This window comes from Oceanirhabdus seepicola (genome assembly GCF_023684385.1).
Classification (GTDB): domain Bacteria; phylum Bacillota; class Clostridia; order Clostridiales; family Clostridiaceae; genus Oceanirhabdus; species Oceanirhabdus seepicola.
The window spans coordinates 301,630-325,561 of sequence record NZ_JAGSOJ010000002.1 but is presented as its reverse complement, the minus strand read 5'-3'; the positions used below and the strand labels follow the sequence as shown (position 1 = coordinate 325,561).

21 protein-coding genes, 1 pseudogene and 1 other annotated feature are annotated in these 23,932 nt (G+C 31.0%); of the genes and pseudogenes, 6 read left to right on the top strand and 16 right to left on the bottom strand.

The features are described 5' to 3' along the window. Positions 1-226 precede the first annotated feature (226 nt). The 4 genes from KDK92_RS09195 to KDK92_RS09180 form a co-directional block, all read right to left on the bottom strand. Positions 227-901 carry a TlpA family protein disulfide reductase gene (locus KDK92_RS09195; protein ID WP_250858945.1) on the bottom strand — a complete coding sequence of 225 codons (675 nt, stop codon included), beginning with the start codon at positions 899-901 and terminating at the stop codon, positions 227-229. A gap of 16 nt (positions 902-917) precedes the next feature. After that, positions 918-1,604, bottom strand: coding sequence for a cytochrome c biogenesis CcdA family protein (locus KDK92_RS09190; RefSeq protein WP_250858944.1), 687 nt, complete (start codon positions 1,602-1,604; stop codon positions 918-920). Positions 1,605-1,690: 86 nt separating this feature from the next. Beyond that, positions 1,691-3,070 (bottom strand): sensor histidine kinase, encoded by a 1,380-nt coding sequence (locus KDK92_RS09185; protein WP_250858943.1) that lies wholly within the window; start codon positions 3,068-3,070, stop codon positions 1,691-1,693. Continuing rightward, positions 3,067-3,750, bottom strand: a complete 684-nt coding sequence (locus tag KDK92_RS09180; protein WP_250858942.1) for a response regulator transcription factor — start codon at positions 3,748-3,750, stop codon at positions 3,067-3,069. Before KDK92_RS09180 ends, KDK92_RS09185 begins: the two co-directional genes overlap by 4 nt. Before the next feature lie 343 nt (positions 3,751-4,093). Between KDK92_RS09180 and KDK92_RS09175 the strand changes: the two genes are divergently transcribed. Further along, positions 4,094-5,080 (top strand): ABC transporter substrate-binding protein, encoded by a 987-nt coding sequence (locus tag KDK92_RS09175; RefSeq protein WP_250858940.1) that lies wholly within the window; start codon positions 4,094-4,096, stop codon positions 5,078-5,080. A gap of 157 nt (positions 5,081-5,237) precedes the next feature. Here the strand turns inward: KDK92_RS09175 and KDK92_RS09170 are convergent, their stop codons facing one another. From KDK92_RS09170 to KDK92_RS09160, 3 genes are all read right to left on the bottom strand, one after another. Further along, positions 5,238-6,110, bottom strand: coding sequence for an FUSC family protein (locus KDK92_RS09170; protein ID WP_250858939.1), 873 nt, complete (start codon positions 6,108-6,110; stop codon positions 5,238-5,240). A gap of 11 nt (positions 6,111-6,121) precedes the next feature. Then, entirely contained in the window at positions 6,122-6,757 is a 636-nt protein-coding gene (locus KDK92_RS09165; RefSeq protein ID WP_250858938.1) for a nitroreductase family protein, read from the bottom strand. A gap of 242 nt (positions 6,758-6,999) precedes the next feature. Further along, a complete protein-coding gene (locus KDK92_RS09160) occupies positions 7,000-7,245 on the bottom strand; it encodes a hypothetical protein (protein WP_250858937.1) in 246 nt (81 codons plus the stop codon). 285 nt (positions 7,246-7,530) lie between these two features. Here KDK92_RS09160 and KDK92_RS09155 point away from each other — a divergent pair, with 285 nt between their 5' ends. Continuing rightward, complete coding sequence (locus tag KDK92_RS09155; protein ID WP_250858936.1) at positions 7,531-7,740, top strand: hypothetical protein; 210 nt, start codon at positions 7,531-7,533, stop codon at positions 7,738-7,740. A 204-nt stretch (positions 7,741-7,944) separates the two neighbouring features. Here the strand turns inward: KDK92_RS09155 and KDK92_RS09150 are convergent, their stop codons facing one another. From KDK92_RS09150 to KDK92_RS09135, 4 genes are all read right to left on the bottom strand, one after another. Next, the gene (locus tag KDK92_RS09150; RefSeq protein ID WP_250858935.1) at positions 7,945-8,802 is read right to left on the bottom strand and encodes a DMT family transporter; all 858 of its coding nucleotides are present in this window, start codon (positions 8,800-8,802) and stop codon (positions 7,945-7,947) included. A 169-nt stretch (positions 8,803-8,971) separates the two neighbouring features. Beyond that, positions 8,972-9,325: a hypothetical protein gene (locus tag KDK92_RS09145; RefSeq protein ID WP_250858933.1), complete on the bottom strand. Its 354-nt coding sequence runs from the start codon at positions 9,323-9,325 to the stop codon at positions 8,972-8,974. A 190-nt stretch (positions 9,326-9,515) separates the two neighbouring features. Further along, positions 9,516-12,626 carry an isoleucine--tRNA ligase gene (gene ileS, locus KDK92_RS09140; RefSeq protein ID WP_250858932.1) on the bottom strand — a complete coding sequence of 1,037 codons (3,111 nt, stop codon included), beginning with the start codon at positions 12,624-12,626 and terminating at the stop codon, positions 9,516-9,518. 149 nt (positions 12,627-12,775) lie between these two features. Next, positions 12,776-13,001 (bottom strand) — a binding site (T-box leader). A gap of 215 nt (positions 13,002-13,216) precedes the next feature. After that, entirely contained in the window at positions 13,217-15,922 is a 2,706-nt protein-coding gene (locus tag KDK92_RS09135) for an N-acetylmuramoyl-L-alanine amidase (protein ID WP_250858931.1), read from the bottom strand. Positions 15,923-16,091: 169 nt separating this feature from the next. Between KDK92_RS09135 and KDK92_RS09130 the strand changes: the two genes are divergently transcribed. Beyond that, positions 16,092-16,733, top strand: coding sequence for an MBL fold metallo-hydrolase (locus tag KDK92_RS09130; RefSeq protein WP_250858930.1), 642 nt, complete (start codon positions 16,092-16,094; stop codon positions 16,731-16,733). Between the two features lie 107 nt (positions 16,734-16,840). Here the strand turns inward: KDK92_RS09130 and KDK92_RS09125 are convergent, their stop codons facing one another. The 5 genes and pseudogenes from KDK92_RS09125 to KDK92_RS09105 form a co-directional block, all read right to left on the bottom strand. After that, on the bottom strand, positions 16,841-16,987 hold the full coding sequence (locus KDK92_RS09125) for a hypothetical protein (protein ID WP_250858929.1): 147 nt from the start codon (positions 16,985-16,987) through the stop codon (positions 16,841-16,843). Between the two features lie 209 nt (positions 16,988-17,196). Then, on the bottom strand, positions 17,197-17,556 hold the full coding sequence (locus tag KDK92_RS09120) for a hypothetical protein (RefSeq protein WP_250858928.1): 360 nt from the start codon (positions 17,554-17,556) through the stop codon (positions 17,197-17,199). 113 nt (positions 17,557-17,669) lie between these two features. Continuing rightward, positions 17,670-18,188, bottom strand: a complete 519-nt coding sequence (gene nrdG, locus KDK92_RS09115) for an anaerobic ribonucleoside-triphosphate reductase activating protein (RefSeq protein WP_250858927.1) — start codon at positions 18,186-18,188, stop codon at positions 17,670-17,672. A 56-nt stretch (positions 18,189-18,244) separates the two neighbouring features. Next, positions 18,245-20,098 (bottom strand): annotated as a pseudogene (nrdD, locus tag KDK92_RS09110) (anaerobic ribonucleoside-triphosphate reductase); the annotation flags it as partial. A gap of 330 nt (positions 20,099-20,428) precedes the next feature. Further along, the gene (locus KDK92_RS09105; RefSeq protein ID WP_250858926.1) at positions 20,429-21,370 is read right to left on the bottom strand and encodes a hypothetical protein; all 942 of its coding nucleotides are present in this window, start codon (positions 21,368-21,370) and stop codon (positions 20,429-20,431) included. A gap of 148 nt (positions 21,371-21,518) precedes the next feature. Between KDK92_RS09105 and KDK92_RS09100 the strand changes: the two genes are divergently transcribed. Genes KDK92_RS09100 through KDK92_RS09090 form a run of 3 tightly spaced genes read left to right on the top strand, consistent with a single transcriptional unit; the run spans position 21,519 to position 23,923 of the window. Next, entirely contained in the window at positions 21,519-22,499 is a 981-nt protein-coding gene (locus KDK92_RS09100) for an ABC transporter substrate-binding protein (RefSeq protein WP_250858925.1), read from the top strand. Beyond that, positions 22,474-23,235: an ABC transporter permease gene (locus KDK92_RS09095; protein WP_250858924.1), complete on the top strand. Its 762-nt coding sequence runs from the start codon at positions 22,474-22,476 to the stop codon at positions 23,233-23,235. Before KDK92_RS09100 ends, KDK92_RS09095 begins: the two co-directional genes overlap by 26 nt. Before the next feature lie 4 nt (positions 23,236-23,239). Beyond that, positions 23,240-23,923, top strand: a complete 684-nt coding sequence (locus KDK92_RS09090; protein ID WP_250858923.1) for an ABC transporter ATP-binding protein — start codon at positions 23,240-23,242, stop codon at positions 23,921-23,923. Positions 23,924-23,932 lie beyond the last annotated feature (9 nt).

Sequence of the window (23,932 nt, the reverse complement as noted above, 5' to 3'; positions counted from 1 at the left end):
ATGAAATTAATCTCTTATCTAATCCTCCTCATCCCTTCTATTGACTTCATATTAAATAAACTCAGCTACCAATTTCATATTTGGTAGCTGAGTTTATTTAAAATTATTTTAATATCTTTAAGTTCTTCTTCATACAAGCTTTTCTCTTATACATCTTCTCATCTGCATCATTTATTAAATAAAATATATTCGTATCATTATTAAAATCATAACTAAACTTTTACCATTAATTACTGTTCCTCAGTTCCCCCTTTACAAATTTAACCATGCTCTCATATGTCATTGCTCCTCTTACACCATATATTAAGTTTCCATTCTCATCTAACAATATAGATGTTGGAACAGCTGTTATTCCAAATTTTCCAGCTATATCATTTTTCTCGTCTAGTAATACCTTAAATTTATATCCCGCTTTATCAATGTATTTCTTAACTGTCTCCTTTGATTCTCCAATATCCACTGCTACCACTACTACCTCTTCCCCAAACTCTTCCCAGATTGTCTGCATATGAGGCATCTCTACTTTACAGTTAGGACACCATGTAGCCCAGAAATTTATGAATACTTTCTTTCCTTGGAAATCGCTAATACTAACTTCATTTCCATTAAGATCTTGAAGAGTAAAGTTTATATCCTGATTATATTCAACCTTTTCCTTAGATGTATCTTCTTTCTTTATATTTTCTTTTTGTTTTATATTTTCTTCTTTCTTACTCTCTTCTTCCATGTTATCTTTATTTATTTCTTCTTTGTTCTTTTCCTCTTTATTCTTTGAGTCCAGCTTCACTTCATAGCTCTGAGCCTCAGCATTCATGTTATAGTCATCAACAGCCTTCTTCATTAAGAATAATCCACCAATAATCCCTATACCAATTATTCCGTATATAATCTTTTTATTCATAGCTTTCACTCCTATACTAAAATATACTATTTATTTGTTCAAACTTATCAAAGAATAGTAGTAATCCCATGATTATTAGTAGAATTCCACTAACTATACTGATACCTTTTGAATATTTCTTCATTAAAATAAATTTTTCTTGAGCTCTTGTTAATAATAGTGCCGATAGTAAAAATGGCACTGCTAAACCTATTGAGTAAAATATTAATAGAATTACTCCTTTTGTGAAACTTTCTGCATTACTTGCATATATTGCAATTGATGAACTTATAACACTTATGCATGGAGTCCAACCAGCTGCAAAAGCAACCCCTAATATGAATGGTCCGAATTCCCTTTTTCTAAAATTTATCTTAATTGCTTTTTTTTCTTTCTTAAAAACCTTCAGTCTAGATATTCCCATGGTCTGTATACCAAGTATTATTACAAATACTCCTCCAACCTGTGTTAATACCTTTTTATTAAATACTAAGAACCTACCTATAGAAGTTATAGTCAACCCCATAAGAGTAAATACCAATGTGAATCCTATAACAAATAGAAATGCCTTTACCATAATACTTTTTTTATTTATATCCTTTCCTTCATCTTTATTCAATCCCATTAAATATCCTAAATAACCGGGCATTAACGAAAGAGCACAAGGTGATAAGAATGATAATACCCCTGCTGAAAATGCTAAAAATATGTTTACATCTTTCATATTCATGCCTCCTTTGATTACATTATATATATATAATTTGTGATTTATATGAAGAAGCAAAAAAAGTCCCTATTAAATAATATTAATTACTTAATAGGGATTTTTATAATAAATTCACTTCCATTATTCTTTTTTGAATTAACAACAATTTCACCCTCATTAACTTCAACACATTTTTTAGCTATTGTAAGCCCTATACCTGCTCCCCCTTTACTTCTTTCTCTTGTTTTATCTCCTCTATAGAACCTATTGAATATATATGGTAGATCCTCTTCATCAATTCCTGGACCCTGATCTATGAATGAAAGTTCAAAGTATCCGTCTCTCCTTTTAAGTGAAATTTGTATTTCTCCTTCTTCTCCATATTTATGAGCATTCTGGAGAATATTCACTATTGCTTGATGTAATTTATCTTTATCAACAACTGAATATATATCTTCTTCTATATCCCATACCTGATTGTTATTATCATCCAAGACGTACACATTTTTTATATCTCTTACTAGCTCACTTATATTTGTCTTCTTTTTGTTAATAACTATATTCTGACTCTCATATTTGCTCAACCGCCAAAGATCCTCAACTAATCTCTTCAACCTCATAATCTCTTTATGACATACATCCAACCGTTTAACTGATGGTTCCCATACTCCATCAATCATAGCTTCAATATGACTCTGAAGTGTTGCTAATGGTGATCTTAGTTCATGTGCTGCATCAGCAGTTATTCTCTTTTGCACTTCTCCTTGCTCTTTTAATGAGTAAGCCATATTATTTATTGAATTTCTAAGTGTTTCTATCTCAACAATATTGCTCTCCGTAGTTATCTGAGTGTTAAACTCCCCTTCCGCTACTCGCTCTGCTGCATTTGTTACCTCTTTTATGCTATTACTTATCTTCACAGAAAGATAATATACTATGCTTCCTAGTATGAAAAGAAGAAATATTCCAATGCCTAATAATGCTGAATTTAGAGATTTGAAGAACCAAAGTTCATTTTGGCCATAACTAAAATTTCCTACACGCCCAATCTCAACAAGTCCAACATTTTTCCCTTCAATATTCACAGGGTATGTCTCTTTCTTATATGACGCATCCCTATCCTTAAACACTCCTTGCATGTCTCTCTCTATATCATCCAATATTATCTTACATTGTCCCTCATCATAAGATTCTGTATCCCAAATAACCTTACCACAATCCTGTTTTATGGTTATTATGTATCCATCACTTAAGGATCTTAATGCAATACTTTTCAAATACTCTTTATTCCATCCCCCATTTCCTTCATACTGCATTTCTACCTCTTCAATAATGCTCCTAACCTCCTTATCCGAGTTCATTATCATATAATCCTTGAACTTTGATTTCAGATATGCATTACTTATAAATACTGTGAGACCAATTGCTGCAATTATCATTATAGAATTTATAAAAATCCAGTATTTTTTTATTGAAATCTTCATGATTTCCCTCCAAACTTATATCCAATACCATGTACGGTTTTGATATATTTGGGATGTTTATTATCACATTCAATCTTCTTTCTCAAATTCTTGATATGTGTATCAATAACTCTATCATATCTATCTACCTGAAGACCCATTGCAATATCCATTAGTTCATCTCTTGTGTACACCTTATTTTGATTTTCTAAAAGACTACACAACAATTTATATTCTATTGCCGTCACATTCATATCTTTTCCTCTTATATTCAATGTTTTTGAGTCTTTATTCAAAATTATATTTCCATCATCACTGGATAATATATTATCATTTTTCTTAGTTCTCTTTAAAATAGCTTTTACTCTTGCCACCACTTGCCTAGGACTGAAAGGTTTTGTAACATAATCATCTGCTCCAATTTCAAATCCTTCAAGTATATTCTCCTCTTCTATTTTAGCTGTTAACATTATTATAGGAGTATCAGCAATTTCTCTAATTCTACAGCATAAGTCTTCTCCACCAATCCCTGGCATCATAAGGTCAAGAATAACTATGCTAGGTTTATTCTCCATAAAAAGCATTAATCCATCTGTTCCGTTATTTGCAGTATATACCTCAAATTTATCTTTTTCAAAGTAAGATCTCAATACTTCCAAAATATTCCTATCATCATCACAAATAAGGATACTTTCCTTCATTTAAAACACCACTCCTTATTATAAAATTACTAATTGTTTTACTAATCCCCTAATTTAATGTTATTTTATTTGTTATTTATTTTCATACGCCTTGAATACTTTAAAAGTATACGATAATTATATCTAACAATACAATATAATAAAATTAATTTTTTTTGTATTATTTTTTCTTGTTTATGAAATAATAACTATGTATTAACCACTCAGACATACTGCTTATAGGTTGTTTATTAAAAAGGATAAATGAGGTTTTCCATAGGGTTTCCAATGTGATTATCGATGACTTTTTCCTTGCCTATAAGCAATTTTCATAATATGAAGCATATTGAAAATGGAGGGACTTATGAAACATTTAAAGAGAAATATCATATTTTCACTTCTATTAATATTCACCCTCTCATTCTTGGGATGTATTAAGGAAGACCAAAAAAAACCTTCTAATAATTCATCTAATAATTCATCAAATGAGAAGAAGAATAACAATAAAGAACAAGCTGAGCAAAAGTATCCTATAAGAATAGTTGATTCCCTAGACAGAAAGGTTACTATAGTAGATGAACCTGAAAAAGTAATCTCATTAGCACCTAACATTAGCGAGATAATATATGCTCTAGGCAAAGAAAACCTTTTAGTTGGTCGCACAGCTCTATGTGACTTTCCGGAGAGTATATTAGGAATTGAAAGTATAGGGGATTTTTATAATCCAAATATTGATAAAATAGTTGAATTAACCCCTGATATTATAATCATGTCATCTTTAGCTTCTGAAAAAACCTTATCAAAATTAGATGAGTTAAAGTTACCTTATATGGTGATTAATGAGGATGAATCCATAGAAGGTACTTATACTTGTATAGAAAAGATTGGTTATGTTTTAAATTCTGAAAAAGAAAGTGAAGATTTAATAAATGAAATGAAAACAAAAATAGGGGATATTTCATCAAAAGTAAGTAAATCCAATAAACCACGAGTACATTTTATAGTAGATTTCGGCTATAGTGCTGGAAAAGATACATATATATCTCAGATGATTAATGCTGCAGGAGCTATAAATGCAGCTGATAACATTACAGGCTGGAACTACAGTTTAGAAAAGCTAATTGAAAGTGATCCCGATATCATAATCGCACCTAAAAAACTTATAGCACAAGTACTAGAACGAAATGGTTATAAAGATTTAAGAGCTGTGAAGAATAAAAAATTATATGTTATAGATGATGCTGTTATATCTCGTCAAGGCCCTAGAATAACTGATGGGATTGAAATATTAGCTAGAATTATTCACCCTGATGAATTTAAAGAAGAAATGGAAAATGAATCTTCTAAATAAATGAAACTTATTAAAACAAATTAATAAAATCCAAAAATATTGTTTCCCCTCTCTTTTCCATCTCGAAAATTTCAATAGCCTAAGGACTAACACTTAAAATTAATTCATGTGTTAGTCCTTACTATTTTTATATTTAGGTTTATTTTTTTCATGTACCTTATAATTTATTTATTAAATTTATCATCTTATCTACATGAAAGTTAAAAACTATGTTCTCATGATCATCAATTGGAAGCACAGCACTCTTCTTCAGATTTATCTCATAATCATGTTGTTCAAGTTTTGCATAATTAGCTGTGCTAAGACAGCAACTATCTCTCATGTCATATAATAATTTAAGGTGTACATTTGCCTCCCTAAGGAGCTTTATTCTATTATTGATTAATTCAAGCTCTTCTTCATATTTATTATCATCCATATGTTCAAATTGATATGAGCTAAATATTGTTTTGAACTTTGATATATCATCTCTTAATAAAAACAGTTTAGGGTTCTCTCCATCTAATATGATATTCTGAAATATCTCATGAACCTGTTCCTTAAGTTTACCATAATACTCATACACCCTCTTCTGAGACTCATTAGGAGACACCACATAGTTCACTCCTAAAGCAATTATTATTCCCATGAAAGTCTCTAATAACCTACTAATTCCGTACTCAATTGGTGATATATTGTCCGCATAAAGTATTATCATCAAAAATACTATACATGCAATTCCTACAGATTGTTTGAAATTAAAAACATTACACAGATATATCACCAATATTATTCCCACAAATATGAGAATACTATTAACCACGACATTCACGGATAATTCTACAGCAATTATTGCGATAACCGCTCCAATGGTGGTTCCAATCATTCTATTCAATCCAGTCTTAAATGAACTATAAACAGTATTCTGCATTGTCATTATGGCAGCTATAGGTGCAAAAAAGTAAGTTTCTGAACTAAAAATTCTCAAAATGACGACAGATATTACAACTGCCAATGCAGTCTTAATATTTCTTAATCCTATTTTCTTCATTATTCCATTCCTTATTCGATGACAGTAATGACTTCTTCTAAAGGTTTTCTCTCTGGACTCTTACCTTCAATAGCTGGTACCCCTAAAGGCGTCACTGCTGCCAAATAATATCCTTCTTTATTGAAATTAACATATTCACTTATCTCTTTAGCCGCATAATTAGGACTAGTCATCCAGCATGTTCCATATCCTAATTCACCTGCTGCAAGCATAAGATTCTCAATTGCTGCGCTTACCCCCTGTAATCCTGGATTTGCCTTACTAAGTTCATCAATTTCTTCCTGTGATGCACCTATTGCCTTTAATTCCTTTAACCCTGTTGGAGTATATTTCCCAGCATATACCAAAACAAGTACAGGTGCTGTTCTGAATACAGTAGCGAATTTGACGAATTTTTTAAAGTTCTCAGCCCATTCTTCGTCTCCTAAATTATCTGCTATTTTCTTATTCTTCTCTTCTACTAATTTTGCTATTCTCTCAATCTTTTCCTTGTTCTTAACTATAACAAAGTGCCAGTTCTGTTTATGCTTTCCTGATGGTGCTTGGATAGCAGCCTCCAAAATAGCTTTCAGATCCTCTTCTTTAACTTCTTGTTCTGTGTATTTTCTTATACTATGTCTTTTATAAATAAATTCTAGATTCTTCATCTCAATATCCTCACTTGATTATATTATTTGAATCTGCCTAAGGCATATTCAAATAATATAATCAATCCCTAAAATAATCAAGAGGATTTTTAAAATAAAAACAAATTGAGAATGGAGAATAAAATGTGTTATACTGATATAATCAAAGTTATAAACGATAATTTTCTAAAGCGTAACAAAGTCTTAATATTCCTCGAAATAATCAGAATATTAAGACTCTTTTCTACTACCTTATATTTGATTTATAATAACTTTTTAAGTTGATCAGGTTTGAATTCCTTTATGACTTTCTCTTTTGCCTGAGTTATAACAATAAGTTTAACAACGTCATCTTTCATTTGGAATACTTTACCCTTCTGCTTTGTTCCAATTACATTAACAGGAGTTCCTACTTTTAATACCTTAAGGTTATCCTTTTCACACTTCTCACATTTTTCTTCATTGCTACTTATTCTTAAACAATCTAAACAATAATAATATTTCGCCATTTTTGTCACCCTACCTTCTTAAATTAGTTTTAACTGGTTTTATATATATTTTCTATAAATTCCTTAAAATACCTTTTAATTTTTCAGACTTTTTTGAATATTTTTTATTTTTAGATATCTTGGATGCTTTTTGTGAAATTTCCCCCTCCTTAAGCTATCTTATTACTTCCACAAAAATTTTATGCCCTTAAGGCATATTCAAATAAATATTTTTATATCACATAATTTTTGTGATTTAGGAAACTATAACTATATATCATTTATATTATGGAGTGGAGTGATGTTATGTACAATGAACCATATTTACCAGAAAAAAAAGAATTAGATATTTTTTATGAGTTAGACAGAGAAATAAGCGATGCTGTAATAAACAAAGACCCCAATGAAATGTCTGAAGGATATTCTTCACCCTCTACTCAAGATAAACCAACTGATATGGTAGATATGAGGGATAACAGTATCGACTTATACAAAGATATGCCTCCAATATATTAAATTTATTAATTATATATACCCAGGCTAAATACCTTACGTGTTTTAGCCGTACCCTTTATAATTTTTACCCTCTAAATCTTATTTTAGATTTAACTTAAAAGCTCGACCTTAGCAATAATGCTATAGTCGAGCTTTCTCCTTGTATTTTTACCTTTGAAAATCATTATTAAATATACTATTAATTGAGCTTTTTCAACAGCCTAATTAATTCGTACTATGTTTTCTATTGTACATATATAAGAAGAAGGCAGTCCCGATAATTAACGCTGCTCCTAATATACTCTTGCCATCCATAACCTCTCCAAACATTACAAACCCAACAATTGCAGAGAAAACTACACTGAAATAATTAAATATAGATACCTCTGAAGCAGGTGCTAATTTATATGCATATGTTAATGTAAATTGCCCCATAGCAGCAAACACTCCTATCATTAGAAGAAATGCACATTGTGCTGGAGTAGGTATCACAAAATTCATTGCTGTTAAAGGGATCATTCCCAATACAGAAATCAATGAGAAATAGAATACTATTGTAGCTGGTTGTTCTCTATCCTTTAAATATCTTACAAGAGTATATGCTCCACCTGCACAAATTGCAGAGGCTACTCCTGCCATTGATGGAATCATATCAAAATTCATCTTCGGCTGTATTATAAACAACGCTCCAATAAACACAAAAAATAATGCCGGTATTTGAACCTTGGATAACTTTTCTTTAAGGAAAATCGCTGCAAATACCGTAACAAAGAATGGAGATAACTTATTTAAAATCGCTGAATTTCCTAAATTTATATTATTAATAGCATAGAAATATAGTAACACTCCACTTAATCCCAACATAGATCTTCCTATTAGATATTTCTGATTCTCTTTCTTTCCAAACATAGATGCACTACTCTTCTTCAATGTTATGAAAGCAATCGCTAGACTCACCATATTCCTGAATAAAACTTTTTCAGCAAGTGGTATATCTCCAGCTAGCTTTACCATAGCACCCATAAAAGCAAATGCCAAAGCACTTAAAATCATCAATGCAACAGCTCTTGGCTTATTGTCCATTTTCATCCCTCTTTCTTAAAACCATAGTTGACAGTTGACATTGGATAACTAATGAGTAAAAACATCTTGTCCTAAACAACAGTAAGATATAGTTTCTGCCCCTAAAGGCAGAAACATCCATAATTATCAATCATCAACTATCAACTTCTTTTAAATCTCTTCATTTCTTTTAAACCACTTCTTCGCTATCATCAATAAAATAAAATTCCTTATTATTTAAATTCTTGAGATTATCTTTTAATCTTTCGTAATCAGATATCTCATCAATACCCTCTTTTAGTCTTCTATTAGGTAACATTTCAGTAAAAGTTCTAAATAGCTCTTCACTAAAGTACTCAATATTATGTCTAGATAGCTTTGGTAATAATTCAAAATCTTCTTCATCAATTATTTTTTCAACTATATCATAGAAATATTTAAAATAAAACCTATTTTTGATTTTTTTTAATCTTCCTATCCTGAAAGCTTTTCCTTCAGAATTCTTCCATATAAGATATAATCTTTCAACTTCATTTTTTTTCATAATACCACCTTTATTTTTTAACCTTGTATTTTCTTTTATTATTTAATTTTACCAATGGTATATGAAAATATTCTATTTATTTAATTTCGTTGACCAAAAGATTTTAACACAAGCCACCCTATGTTACAACCTAAATATCATTAAACTTCAAAAAAAGCAGAGCAAACGCTCTGCTTAAACTTAGTGGCTATTACTTAACAACTTCTACAGCCATTTGTAATACTTCACCATTGATTTTTTGTTCTTTGTAATCTCTATCAACACCATAAACTATTTCAAGAGAAAGTGTTTCCTTCTTAATTGTATCTTCAAATTTCTTAATTATACAATCTAACTCTTCATTTCCAGCAACAAATAATTTTATCTTATCTGAAACTTCGAATCCGCTATCTTTTCTCATATTCTGAACTTTACTTAAGATCTCTCTTAGGAATCCTTCTTCCTTAAGCTCTTCAGTTATATTTGTATCAAGAATAACTCCGATTGAACCTTCTCCAGCGAATGCATATCCTTCAAGACCATTCATAGTTACAAGGAGATTTTCGCTGTTAAGCTCTATCTCTGTTCCATTTGCATTTATAGTTACTGTTCCACCATTACCTATTGTTTGAGCTAATTCCATTTGATCCTGTGCTGCGATCTCTTTTTTGATTGCAGGAATCATCTTACCATAGCTTCTTCCTAATATAGGTAGGTTCGGCTTGATTTCAAAGTTAACATATTTAGATATATCAGCTCCAAATTCGATATTCTTGATGTTTAACTCATCCTTTATGATATCTCCATAGTATTCAGGTATTGACTTTGTAGCTAGAAGCATTGTTCCAAGTGGCTGTCTGTTCTTTATATTAGCTCCACTTCTTGCTTTTCTTCCTAATTTAACAACCTTGTAAGCAAGTTTCATCTCTTTTTCAAGTTCTTCATTAACTTCCTCTTGGTTGTACTCTGGCCAGTTACATAAATGAACACTCTCAGGAGCTTCCTTATCTAATCCAACTACTAAATTTTGATAGATTTCATCAGTCATAAATGGTATGAATGGTGCGGCAACCTTTGAAAGTTCAACTAATACTCTGTGAAGAGTTACATATGCCCCAATCTTATCATTATCTAATGAATCACTCCAGTATCTAGCTCTATTTCTTCTTACATACCAGTTAGATAACTCATCAACAAACGCTTCTACAGCAAGTGCTCCTTGAGTGATTCTATAGTTATCAAGGTGATCTCCAACCTCTTTAGATAATGTATTTAATGTTGATATTATCCACTTATCCATAACATTCTCAGATACGAATCCTTCATGATCATATGGGTTGAATTTATCTAAATCTGCGTATAATACGTAGAATGAATATACGTTCCATAATGTACTTAAGAACTTTCTTTGAGCCTCTGCAACTTCGCTTGGCGCAAATCTAGTTGGAAGCCATGGTGCACTTGCAGTGTAGAAATGCCATCTTGTAGCATCTGCCCCTTGTTGTTCTAGTACGTCAAATGGATCAACTACGTTACCTTTATGCTTAGACATTTTTATACCTTTTTTATCAAGTACGTGTCCCAGTACTACACAGTTTTCAAATGGCGCTTTACCATAAAGAGCTGTAGAGATAGCTATTAATGTGTAGAACCATCCTCTTGTTTGGTCTGTAGCTTCTGATATAAATTGAGCTGGGAAATTACTCTCAAACAGCTCTTTGTTTTCAAATGGATAGTGATGTTGAGCGAATGGCATTGAACCAGAATCGAACCAACAGTCGATAACCTCTAAAGTTCTCTCCATTGTTCCTCCACACTTCTCACAATTAAGCTTAACGCCATCAACATATGGCTTGTGAAGTTCTAAATCCGCTGGAACATCAATTCCTTTTGTATTTAATTCTTCTCTGCTTCCTATACATTCTTTATGTCCACATGAACATTCCCATATTGGAAGTGGAGTTCCCCAATATCTATTTCTACTTATACCCCAATCGATATTGTTCTCTAAGAAGTTACCCATTCTTCCTGTTCTAACATTGTCTGGGTGCCAGTTAATATTGTTATTGTTCTCTACTAACTGATCTTTTATAGATGTTGTTCTTATAAACCAACTATCTGTTGGATAGTATAGAAGTGGAGTATCACATCTCCAACAGTGTGGATATGAGTGAGTAAACTTCTCTGATTTATAAAGCATGTTGTTCTCATCCATATAAGATAAAATCTTATGATCTGCTTTCTTAACAAATACTCCAGCCCATGGCTCAACACATTCTACAAATTCACCTTTACCATCAACAAGATTGATAAGTGGTAAGTTGTATTTTTGTCCAAGTAAATTATCGTCTGCACCATATGCTGGCGCAATGTGAACGATACCAGTACCATCAGTTAATGTTACGAAATCACCGTGAACAATGTAGAATCCTTTCTTGTCAGTTGGAACCTCAAACTTGAATAACTGCTCGTATTCCATTCCAAGAATTTCTTCTCCTTTAAACTCTTTAACGATTTCATATTCATCTTCTAATATATTTAATAATCCTTTTGCTAAGATTAAGTTCTCACCCTTGTTTACAACTTCAACATAATCATATGCCTTGTTAATAGCTAATGCTGTATTTGAAGGTAATGTCCAAGGAGTCGTTGTCCAAGCTAGGAAGTATTTATTCTCTTCCCCTACTATCTTGAACTTAACAAAAGCAGTAGCTTCTTTAACATCTTTGTATCCTTGTGCAACCTCGTGTGAAGAAAGAGAAGTTCCACATCTAGGACAGTAAGGCATTATCTTATGTCCCTTATAAAGAAGTTCTTTATCCCACATAGTTTTTAAAGCCCACCATACAGACTCAATATAAGTGTCATGGTAAGTTACATATGGGTTATCCATATCTACCCAGTAACCTAACTTTTCAGACATATCTTTCCAAAGCTCAGTATACTTGAATACACTGTCCTTACATTCTTTTATGAATTTCTCAACGCCATAATCTTCGATTTGGTCTTTTCCTGAGATTCCTAATTTTTTCTCAATTTCAAGTTCAACTGGTAATCCATGAGTATCCCATCCAGCTTTTCTTACAACCTTATATCCCTTCATTACTTTATATCTTGGTATAAGGTCCTTCATTACTCTTGTTAAAACGTGACCAACATGTGGCTTACCATTAGCTGTTGGAGGTCCATCATAGAAAGTAAAATACTTACCATCTTTGTTTGCATCGAAATTCTTTTGTATAACATTTTTATCATTCCAAAGCTTTGCTATGTCTTTTTCCATTTGAACAAAACTTCTTGAAGAATCAATTTTATTGTACATTAACCTAACCCCTTTCCTTTCAATTGTATATTTGATGAAATATCATACTTGATAAACTACCCTTTACACTTCTACTCTTTATTGATTATTTCCATAATTCCTTTATAAAATCATTGTAAACTGTATAAAAATAAAAAACTTCGCCCTTAATTAAGGACGAAGTTAAATTCGCTATACCACCTATAATGGGATTTCAAGTACTATCATACTCTATTCTTTAACGCAGAAACACGTAGAAGCTTACTAAGGTACATACCTAATGTTCAGCCCTAAGCTCATAGGTGATTTTCACTAAAAGTCTAAGTTATGGGTTTCCACCAGCCCCACTCTCTGCTAACTACACAAATAGTTACTCTTCCTAATCTTTGCTTTTATCATTTCAATCATATACATTATTTTAATACATTATATTATAGAGTTCTTATATTGTCAATGAATTAAATTTGTATTTATATCCAGACTGTTGAAAAAATTCAAGGTCAAGGAACAAGCTAAACGAGCGGCGCAGTGTACATATTTGGTACATGCGCAGCACAGAGAAGCTTAGTGACGCAGAAATTGGGCTTTTCACAACTGTCTGAGCACTTTTATTAGTCTGTTACATCATAATCAGTAACACCTAATTTTTTGAATATACCTACTGCAACTGCTTTAGCATACTTCTGCTGTTCTTCAAATGACTTAAACCTTGCTTCCTCATCTTTATTTGATATAAATCCTAATTCCACAAGTACCGCTGGTGCATCAGAATACTTAATTACATAGAATCCTTTTTGTTTTACTCCTCTGCTATATGCTCCAGTATATTTTATTAGCTCATTTTGTATGTAACTAGCTAATAAATATCCTTCGTCACTTCCATAGAATGAAAATGTTTCGATACCATGTGTTGTTTCATTATAAGTAGAGTTTAGATGTATACTAACAAATAGATCTGGTTTAAGATTATTAGCGATTTTTGTTCTCTCTTTAAGATCTTGTGATACATTTGATGGCCATGAAACCTTGTCCGACGTACGAGTATATCCAACGTCCACACCATTTCTAACAAGATAGTTTCCAATCATCAATGAAACACTCAGTGCAGTATCCTTTTCCCTCATTTTCGTATAACCAATAGTTCCTGAATCATATCCACCATGTCCCGGATCGAGAACAACCTTGTAACCAGTCTTCTGAGCCTTTCCAATTATCAAAGTTAATACAACTCTATCATCTCTATCAATAAGTGTTCCTTCATATTTAAATACACCTGGTTTTGATGTATTTACAGTATTCTTATCCCATTTTACTTTGATAGATTTTTCTCCATTTCCATCTAAAATTATATCCACTTTGTCAGGTAATGTGAAATTTTGTCCCTGCTCTATTCTCTTTGTTATTTCTTTTACATGCATCTCATCTTTTACATCAACATCAGTACCATCAAAGTATTCTGTTACAGCATCAGCTATACCAAGCGCTATCCTATCTTTATATGCTTTTTCCTTTAATTTCTGTTCTTCTTCTACATTTGATACAAAACCAACTGCTACCCATATTGCAGGTGCCTTTGATAATCTTAATGTATTTAACTTTGTATTACCTTTTACTCCTCTGTATGTTGCACCAGTTTTCTGTACAATATTATCCTGAACAAGTTTAGCTGCCTTCTGACCTGCTTTATTCCCTTCACGATAATAAGTCTCTACTCCACTAGCATCTGTATTAGAAACGCTATTAGCTCCTATATTTATCATAAGTTCTGATTTTGCTTCATCAGATATCTTTACACGCTCTATTATCTCATTGCTTGCATTCCATGTTACAAAATCACTATCTCTTGTGTATACAATATCAAATCCTCTAGCTTTAAGGATTTCTCCAGCTTTCAGTGCTATTTGAAGATTTAATTCTTTCTCAATCACACCATTATCACTGATTACTCCGCTATCAAATCCACCTCTTGATGCATTCAATGTAACAACATGTTTTTCTTCGTTTTCATCTTTATTTTTGTCTGTATCTTTGTCTGTATTCTCATCAGTATTATTGTCTTTATCTTTGTCTTTATCTTCCTCACCAGTATCAGGTTCTTGCTCTTTTACTACTAACTTGTATTCTATAATTACTTCAGTACCACTATTATCAATAGTACCGTAAGAATAGTATGTTCCTGGTTTATTAATGTTATAACTCTTTCTTTTCCAATTTACTGTTAGAACTTTTTTCTTATCACTATTCTTATAATTAATCGTAAGTGACTCTGGTAATTTAAAATCTGCTCCTGCCTTTATTTCTTTTGACATAGATTTTAAACTTGGTTTTGCTGTAGGTTTTGTAGAATTTGAGTTCTTAACCTTCGACAATATTATTTCACTTATTCCCAGGGCAATATTGTCTTTATATTTACTCTTTTTAAGATTACCAGCATCGGTTGCATTTGTTAAAAATCCTGCCTCCACTATAACCCCTGGCATTTCCAGTTTTTCAAAAAGTTCAAGGTTCGACTTAGTCTTTATTCCTCTATCATTTGCTCCGGTTTTTTTTATAATACTATCTTGGATTTCTTGTGCAAACTGCCTGTCCTTTTCTTTTCCCTCAAGATAGTATGTTTCTATACCCTTCGATGTCTCAGTTTCGGATAAGTTACAATAAATACTCACCATATAATCAGCATCAGCTTTATTAGCAATATCTGCTCTTCTTTTCATATCCACTTCTCTTGACCATGATACATTTTCACCTTCACGAGTATATATAACATTTATCCCTTGGGATTTTAATTTATTTCCAACCCTTTTAGCTATATCTAAATTTAGATCCTTTCCAAGGATTCCGAATCCTTCAACATATGTAGAAAATGTCTGTGCTGGATCTATCACAACAGTTAAGTCAGGTGTTGTCACTCCACCTTTAGTTAAAAATTCAATGCTGTATTCCGTTCCAAATAACTCTCCATCTGCTGCTTTCAAATCTCTATCAACAAATATGTAATAATATCTTCCTGGTTCATAATCTTTCTTTGGTTTTATAACAATAGTTGTATTATTCTTACTATAAGATCTCGTTGTATCTATGTAATTAAAGTTTGAATCATATACTCTCACTTTATTGATATTCTCTATAGTTGGTTTTAAACTTTTACTGAATTCTATTTTCCACACTTTATCTAGTTCAACATTTTTAAATTTCTTTCGAAAGGATAAAGCCTCTGCTTTCTTAGTTATATCAATTGTTCCAAATTGGAAACTTGTAATAATCAAAACAAAAGTTAAAATCATACAAATCCTACTTAAAAATATGTTTTTTTTCATTATTTCTTTAACACCCCCATATATTTATTGTTTTTTGTAAAAAATATAAAATAACGAGGTTATAAGTAGTTTTTCACCATAATTTTACCTCTAATTTATATTATACCTTTGCAGTATAATAAATTCCATAGTAAAAAGAGATTTTAATGTAATTTTATAGGAGGATTATATGAATATTTTTTATATTGGTCATTCAACTTATTATATAAATACTGGTGAATTCAAAATAATCACTGACCCTGGTGAATTCGTAATAAAAAGATTAGAAAAAAAAGAGTTATTAAATAAAATTACTCATGTAACTATTAGTCATTCTCATTTTGATCATTCTTTTATAAATGATTTTTCTGGTGATGTAACTATTGTAAACAAATGTGATGTTTATGAAAATAAACATTTGAGAATAATGGGATTTAGAAGCTATCATGATAACTATAAAGGATACAAAAGAGGAGAAAATATAATATATTTAACCAAAGTAGGGAATCTAAACTTATGTCATTTAGGTGATATAGGTCACACATTAGATGATAATTTTATTGATAAACTTGGAAGTATAGATATTCTTTTCATCCCTGTTGGAGGGAATATGACCATTGATGGTAAGGTTGCATCTGATTTAGTTCATAAGCTTTCTCCAAAACTAGTGTTACCTATGCACTATAGAACACCTGATTTCCCATTGCCTATTGAAGGTCTGGAAAAATTCTTATATGAAGTAAATTTACCTATAATACATAAAAAATCATTAGAGATAAACTCTAATGATTTAAAAAATGAAAAACCAAAGGTTATTCTTTTAAGCATGTAAAATGCTCCAAGGCAAGTTCAAATAAATAACTAGTCAGTATACTCGTCTATTTTGCAAAATATACTTCGCATCTTTGACTTGTTATTTATTTTCACATGCCTAAACTACTATTTACCGCAAAGTCTACAAACATTAATATCCTTGTCCTCTTTTGTTGCAACCCAAAGAAGTTTAACTCCTGTTTTTGAGCATAAAGGACAAGTTCCTCTCCATCCTGGTTTCTTTATATTTTTACCTCTTTTTGCTTTTGCCATTTTTATCCCCCTTTGTAATATTTATTCAAATACACACTTCCATTATAGAACTTTCATAATTTTCTGTCAAATCAAAGCGCACCTTAGAAACATACTGGAGAGTTGACAACTAAAAAAAGACCTTAACCAAGGTCTTTTTTTTAATAGTATATTAATTAAAATATGAATAATTTCATTGTAATTCATTAGGGTTATTTTTTTCAATACCCTTAAGTCATAAGTATTATTTTCTTAGGTTTAATTATGTTAGAGTCCGTTTCATCATGTTCAACTATTACTTCAATTAGATCATCTTCCTTCAAACATTTAGATGTTATAATCTCATTTGTGAATTTTCTAATTATCCTTGTGCTGTTATCTAATCTAATAAGTGCCTTATCTTTCACTGTATCATCATACTTAATCCCAATTACACTTATTTCAGATATGCGATTCTCATCCAAGAAAATCTTGTCAACACGCCCTCTTACTAGAACCTTATCCTCTCTATTCCTTTCAAAATATCCAGACAAAGCAGCCCCAGCAAAAAGTAATCCAGTAGAAAAAAGAACTTTATGCCTCATTTTCATTCTTACTCCTCCTCTCACATTGAATACTACTCTACACTATAATAATATACCCCTTATTTACCATATTCAATGTTTCCTGAAAAAATATAATAATATGTTAACACTTTATAGTTTTATATATCTAATTTTATTATTCTATTAGAAACAATACTCTTTTGCACATTTATAATTCTCTGGTTTTTTGAACCTCTATATCTCAAAGATTCATCTTTAAATTCTCTTATAAATTTTCCATCAATAAGAACATCTATACTTTTCAGAAGCTCTTTCCATTCGCTTTTATCAGAATTCATCAGCTCTTCATATTTATATCCTGTATAACACCATATATTCATATCACTATTATTTTTTATTTTTCTTGCTAACTTGTATAATGCATCTGAATTCTCAAAAGGTTCTCCCCCTGAAAATGTAACCCCATTGATCAAGGGATAATTCCTCATGATACGTTCATATACATTATCAAGTCCCACTAATTCTCCATATTCTCTACTCTGCATAGCTTTATTGTGACACTCTTCACAGTTATGAGTACATCCCGATACGAATAACACGCTTCTTATACCATCTCCATTAACTAATGAATTTTCTAAAAAACCTGCTACTTTTATTTTTTCTTTTAAACACCCCATAATAAAACCTCTCTTAACTTCTATGAGTATTCTGCCTTGAAGGCAGAAACTATATTTTAATAGCTGTTTACATGTCTATCAGTATGAGATACTCTATCAGCTCTCTCAGCACTCTTACCTCCACCGAATCGTTCGTCTAAGCTAAGATATCCAGTAACTCTAGATATCCCTTGTATTCTTTTACTTCCGCATTTAGGACATGCACTACCATTCTCTTGAATGCTAGTTCCACATTCTTTACAGTATCTTATATGAAAATTTATACCCATATAATTTATGTTAGTATTTTTATACGAATAATTAATTATATTCATTACATCTTCGGTACTTGGTGTACCATCAAGTTCAATATATGTTATATGTCCTGCATTACATATCTTATGATAAGGGGCTTCAATATCAACTTTATCTTTAATTGATACCTTAGCTGAAACTGGTACATGATAACTATTAGTGTAATAATCTTTATCTGTTACCCCTTCAATAATTCCATACTTAGCTTTATCCTGTTGTATGAATTTACCTGACAATCCTTCTGCTGGAGTTGCATAGCATGACCAGTTAAGTCTATCTGTATTTTTAAACTCATCACATTTTTTTCTGATATGATTTAATATTTCTAATCCTAACTTTCTTGATTCTTCACATTCTCCATGATGCTTCCCTGTTAAAGCCATCAATGTTTCTGCAAGACCAATAAACCCAATTGCAAATGACCCCTGTTTAAGTACCGGTTCGATATTATCATCTTTGCTAAGTCCTTCTGACCCTCTAAGAAGACCTTCACCTGCTACAAATGGCAGATCCTTAACCTTTAAATCTTTTAAAACAGAATATCTATGTAGAAGTGATTCCCTTGCTACTGATAATCTATCATCTAAAAGCTTATAAAACTTTTCTATATCCTTATCTGCTTCAATCCCAATTCTAGGTAAATTTATAGTTGTAGGAGCAATATTTCCTCTTCCCCCTGGTCCATCTTCTCCATTTATATTTGACATAATATATGTTCTACACCCCATTGTTGAGGCTATTATACCTTCATTGTATTTCTCCAAATTAAAATCTGCATCTAAATTCATAAACATTGGATTCATTCTCTTTGATGCTACTCTACATGCTAGTTCATAAAGATGATAATACTTATCTTCTTTTTCTCTGTTTACCCCTTCTTTAACTCTGAATATAATATTAGGGAATATTGGTTGTTCTCCTTTTCCCAATCCTTTTTCATATTCTTCAAGGAACATTCTACATACTAATGCTGCATCATCATCTTCTGGTATTCCTATATTTATTGAACTAAAGGGAACCTGACTTCCAGCTCTTGAATGCATTGTATTAAGATTATATACAACACCCTGCATTGCCTGTCGAACTTCTTTCTCTAGTTTCTTTTCTACCTCACTACTAATCAGCTCATCATTTACTTCAATCTTTAAATCATTGAACAAAACATTAACATCTCTATGTATTTCTTCTCTTGTAAGCTTAACAAAGTAAGCCATGTCATTATCGAAATTAACATGCGATTGTCCACCGAACATGTCATTTTGAGTACTCTGAAGTAAGATACAAGATAATTCTGCGGCACTTCCGATTCTCTTAGGCGGTTTTATTGTTCCATACCCAGTGTTAAATCCTCTTTTAAGTATTTTTCCAGTCTCTACATTCAAACAATTTATCGTTAAATTATAGCTATCTAAATCATGAAAATATAAATCTCCATTCGAATGTGCCTCTACCAAATTCTCTGGAAGGTACGAAAGCATATGCCACTTGTTAGCTTCACTTGCTATTCTCAAAAGTTTAGCACTAAAATTATTACCTACATTTGCATTATCTCTGTCAGTTTCTATTCCTATTGCTCTTATCTTCTTCATTATCTCTAAATTCTTTTCCATGTTCTTCTCCAAAATAACGCCTCTTTCCTGTTAATCACATTTTTTCACTGATGTACAAGATATAGCACTTTTCCTTTTTCCAAACACTATATATAGTACTCATGTATTATAAACAACATTTACTCTATTATCAATTTTGCTTTTTGTTTGTAAAATTTAATATACTATACTAACAGTGAGTTATTATAAAATAATCGCATATATTAATTGATTTAGAAATTGACATAATATTTTTTTCATTATATAGCGTTTAATAAAAAAATAAAACTGCTGTAAAAAACAGCAGTGATGTTGTTGAAAAAGTCATAAAATGTTGTTTTTTTTTTGACACTTAATTTATCTTTTTCTGTCTAACTCATCATGCAATTCATCTAAAGTATTTTGTATATTGCCGTATAAGAAATTTGACATAGCATCAAATGCACCTAATAACATGTTACCAAAGGGTTTATTTCTTGTCCTTCTATTTTTATTTTTCTGATTTCCATAAGATCCATAAAATATTGATATGCTGAAAAACCTCATATTTTGTTTATTATTATCATAAATTTTATCCAGATTATTATCATGATTATATCTTGTTATTTCACTTAGTTGATTATCATAATATTCCTGGGGATAAGGCTCATTTTTATTTTCTAAAAATTTATTTTGCTGCATATCACTAGGTAAATTTTCGCCATAATTATCATATATTTCTGTTGGGTAATATAGCTCCACTGGTGGAGACTTATACCTAACCCCCTCCATGGCTCTTTTTCTTGTTTCTACTGCTCTAACTAGATTAGTTTTATATTCGTCAACGAAATAAACTAAAATATTCTCTAGCTTTTCATTTCCATATTTAGTTTGTGAAAATGTATTACTAAACTCAATAACCAGATTTGATATATCTTTCTGTGTAGCTCCACTAAGTAGCTTTTCAAATACTCTATGAACAACACTGTTTATTCCATTTTCAATGCCACCAATCCATTCTCTGAAGCTGTGTTCACATCTATACATCTCTTCTTTCTTATGTTCAATTTCTGTCATAATTTCAAAAGTCATTTTTTGATCAGCTCCAGAAAGCTGCTTTTGAAGATATAACACTTCATTTTTCAGTTTATTTACGTAAAATTCCATCTTCTCCTTGTTATTTTTCCAAGTTTTAAAAAGTTCATTGGGAGTTATTGATAGAATATTCTTAGCATCTATGCGTTTCATTCTATAATTCATAGGTACAATTTTATTTTTCCCATTCTGTTTAGCAGGTAAATTTCTATGTTTTCTACCCATATTCTATTCCTCCAAAAGCATTCCTATATATATATTATTTTTGCACGTGAAAATTGTGAATCTTTATCAGTCATAATTGCCAATATAACTAAAATAATATAATATTAGTAGTGTCAATATTAAATATTTAGTAATTTAGGAGGTATTTATGAAAAAAATTTATTTAGTACTTTTTATGGTTTTTATATCCTTAAATTTAATGGCCTGTGGTGCAAAAAATAGTCCTGTTGAGCCTGTTTCTGTTTCAATTGCAACTCTTAAAGGACCTACTTCAATAGGAATGATTAAACTTATTGATGATTCTTCTTCTATAGATTCTGACAATGCTTCTGTTTCTATGGAAGTTATCCCATCGCCTGATTTATTAGTCCCTAGATTGTTAAATGAAGAGTTAGACATAGCTGCGGTTCCTGTTAATGTAGCTTCTAAAGTCTATAATTTAACAAAGGGAAAGTATGAGTTAGCTGTAATTAACACATTAGGAGTTTTGTATATTGTAAGTGCTGATAAATCAATTAATTCCTTAGATGATCTTAAAGGACAAACTATATACTGTGGTACTCCTGGAGCAACACCTGACTTTATATTAAAAAATCTTATGAATAAAAATAATTTAAAACCAGATGAAGATATCCTTATAGATTATTCTCTAAACAATTCAGAATTAGCACAAGCCGTTATAGGTGGAGATATTCAATATGCTATACTTCCAGAACCTTTTGCTACAATGGTTTCAATGAAGAATAAAGATATTAAAAGATGTATTAATATACAAGAAGAGTGGAATAAAGTTGAAGAATCTGCTGAAATAATAATGGGAGCAATCGTTGTAAAAAAAGAATTCAGAGAAAACAATACTGAATTTATGAATAAGTTCTTAAAAGAATACGAGAAGTCTGTTTCTTGGGTTAATGATAATCCTGTTGAAGCTGGTAAATTACTTGAACAACATGAAATACTACCAAGTAGCAAAATAGCCGAGCTATCTATACCAAATTGTAATGTAGTTTATATTGATGCGCAATCAAAAAAAGATGAAATTTTAAATTTCCTCAAGATATTATATGATTTCGATGTGAAATCTGTAGGAGGCAAATTGCCAGATGAAAACTTCTTCATGGAAAAATAAACTATTTAAAATAACACCTATGATATTCTGGTTAAGCCTTTGGCATATAGCCTCTCTATTAATTAATAGAGAGGTTTATCTTCCATCACCAATAACCGTTTTCAAAAGCCTTATTTATATGCTTGGATCAAGTTCTTTTTATTATTCCATCATATGGACTATTTTCAGGGGATTGTTAGCATTTATTATGTCTATATTATGTGGTATAATCATTGGTTTCATCTGTCATTTTAGCAACTCAGTGTATGTCTTATTGAAACCCCTCATAAACACCCTGAGATCAATTCCAATAATATCTATAATTTTCTTAATCGTAATATACATGAACATAGGAAGTGTCCCCATAGTTGTAAGTTTCTTAGTATCCTTCCCTATAGTATGGTCTACTGTTGTTGAAGGATTGAAAACTGTTGATAAAGATATTTTAAATATGGCTAATGTTTATAAAGTATCATTATTCCGTCAAATATTTACAATCTATCTTCCAAGCATATTCCCGCAACTTCTTGCTGCAATGTTAAGCTCACTTGGTTTAACTTGGAAAGTAATTGCCACTACTGAGGCTTTAACCCATCCCCAGTATTCAATTGGTAAATATATTTCTCTTTCTAAATATAACCTTGATACAAGCAGTCTCTTTGCTTGGACTCTAGTATTACTGTTTATAGGAAGTTTATTTGAAAAGATTTTGAGAATTTTATTGACTCCAATTGCCAATAAAAGATTTAGGATGTGATGTTATGATTACAATCAAAAACTTATGTTTCTCCTATGATGATAATAGAATAATAGAAAACTTAAATGTAAGCTTTAATGAGAATAGTATCAATTGTATATTAGGTTCTTCAGGTTCTGGAAAATCCACTTTACTAAATTTAGTATGTGGCATAAATAAAAATTATTCCGGCATTATTGAGTCAAAGGGGGATAGTTTTTCATACGTTTTTCAATCTCCAACCTTAATTCCTTGGTTAACAATTTATGAAAATATGAATTTTGCACTTAAACATGTTATACCTGGTGCTGATATACATAAAAAAATTGAACATTATCTGAATTTAGTTGACCTCTTAGAATATAAAGATATGTTTCCCCATGAATTAAGTGGAGGTATGAAACAAAGAGTTTCTATTGCAAGAGCTTTTGCTTTCCCCAGTAATTATCTCTTAATGGATGAGCCTTTTACTGGACTTAATGCAAGCTTAAAGAAAAGTTTAAAAGAAATTTTTATTAAACTTTGGAGTATGGAAAAGAAGACCGTTCTTCTTGTGACACATGACATCGAAGAAGCATTATCACTATCTAAAAATATCTATGTTATAAAAAAGAAACCAGTAACTGAACTTCTGAAATTCTCAATAAATACTCCTCTTGGTTCGGAAGAGCTTAAATTATTTAAAAAGCAATTGCTTCATTATCTTTAGCAATTGCTT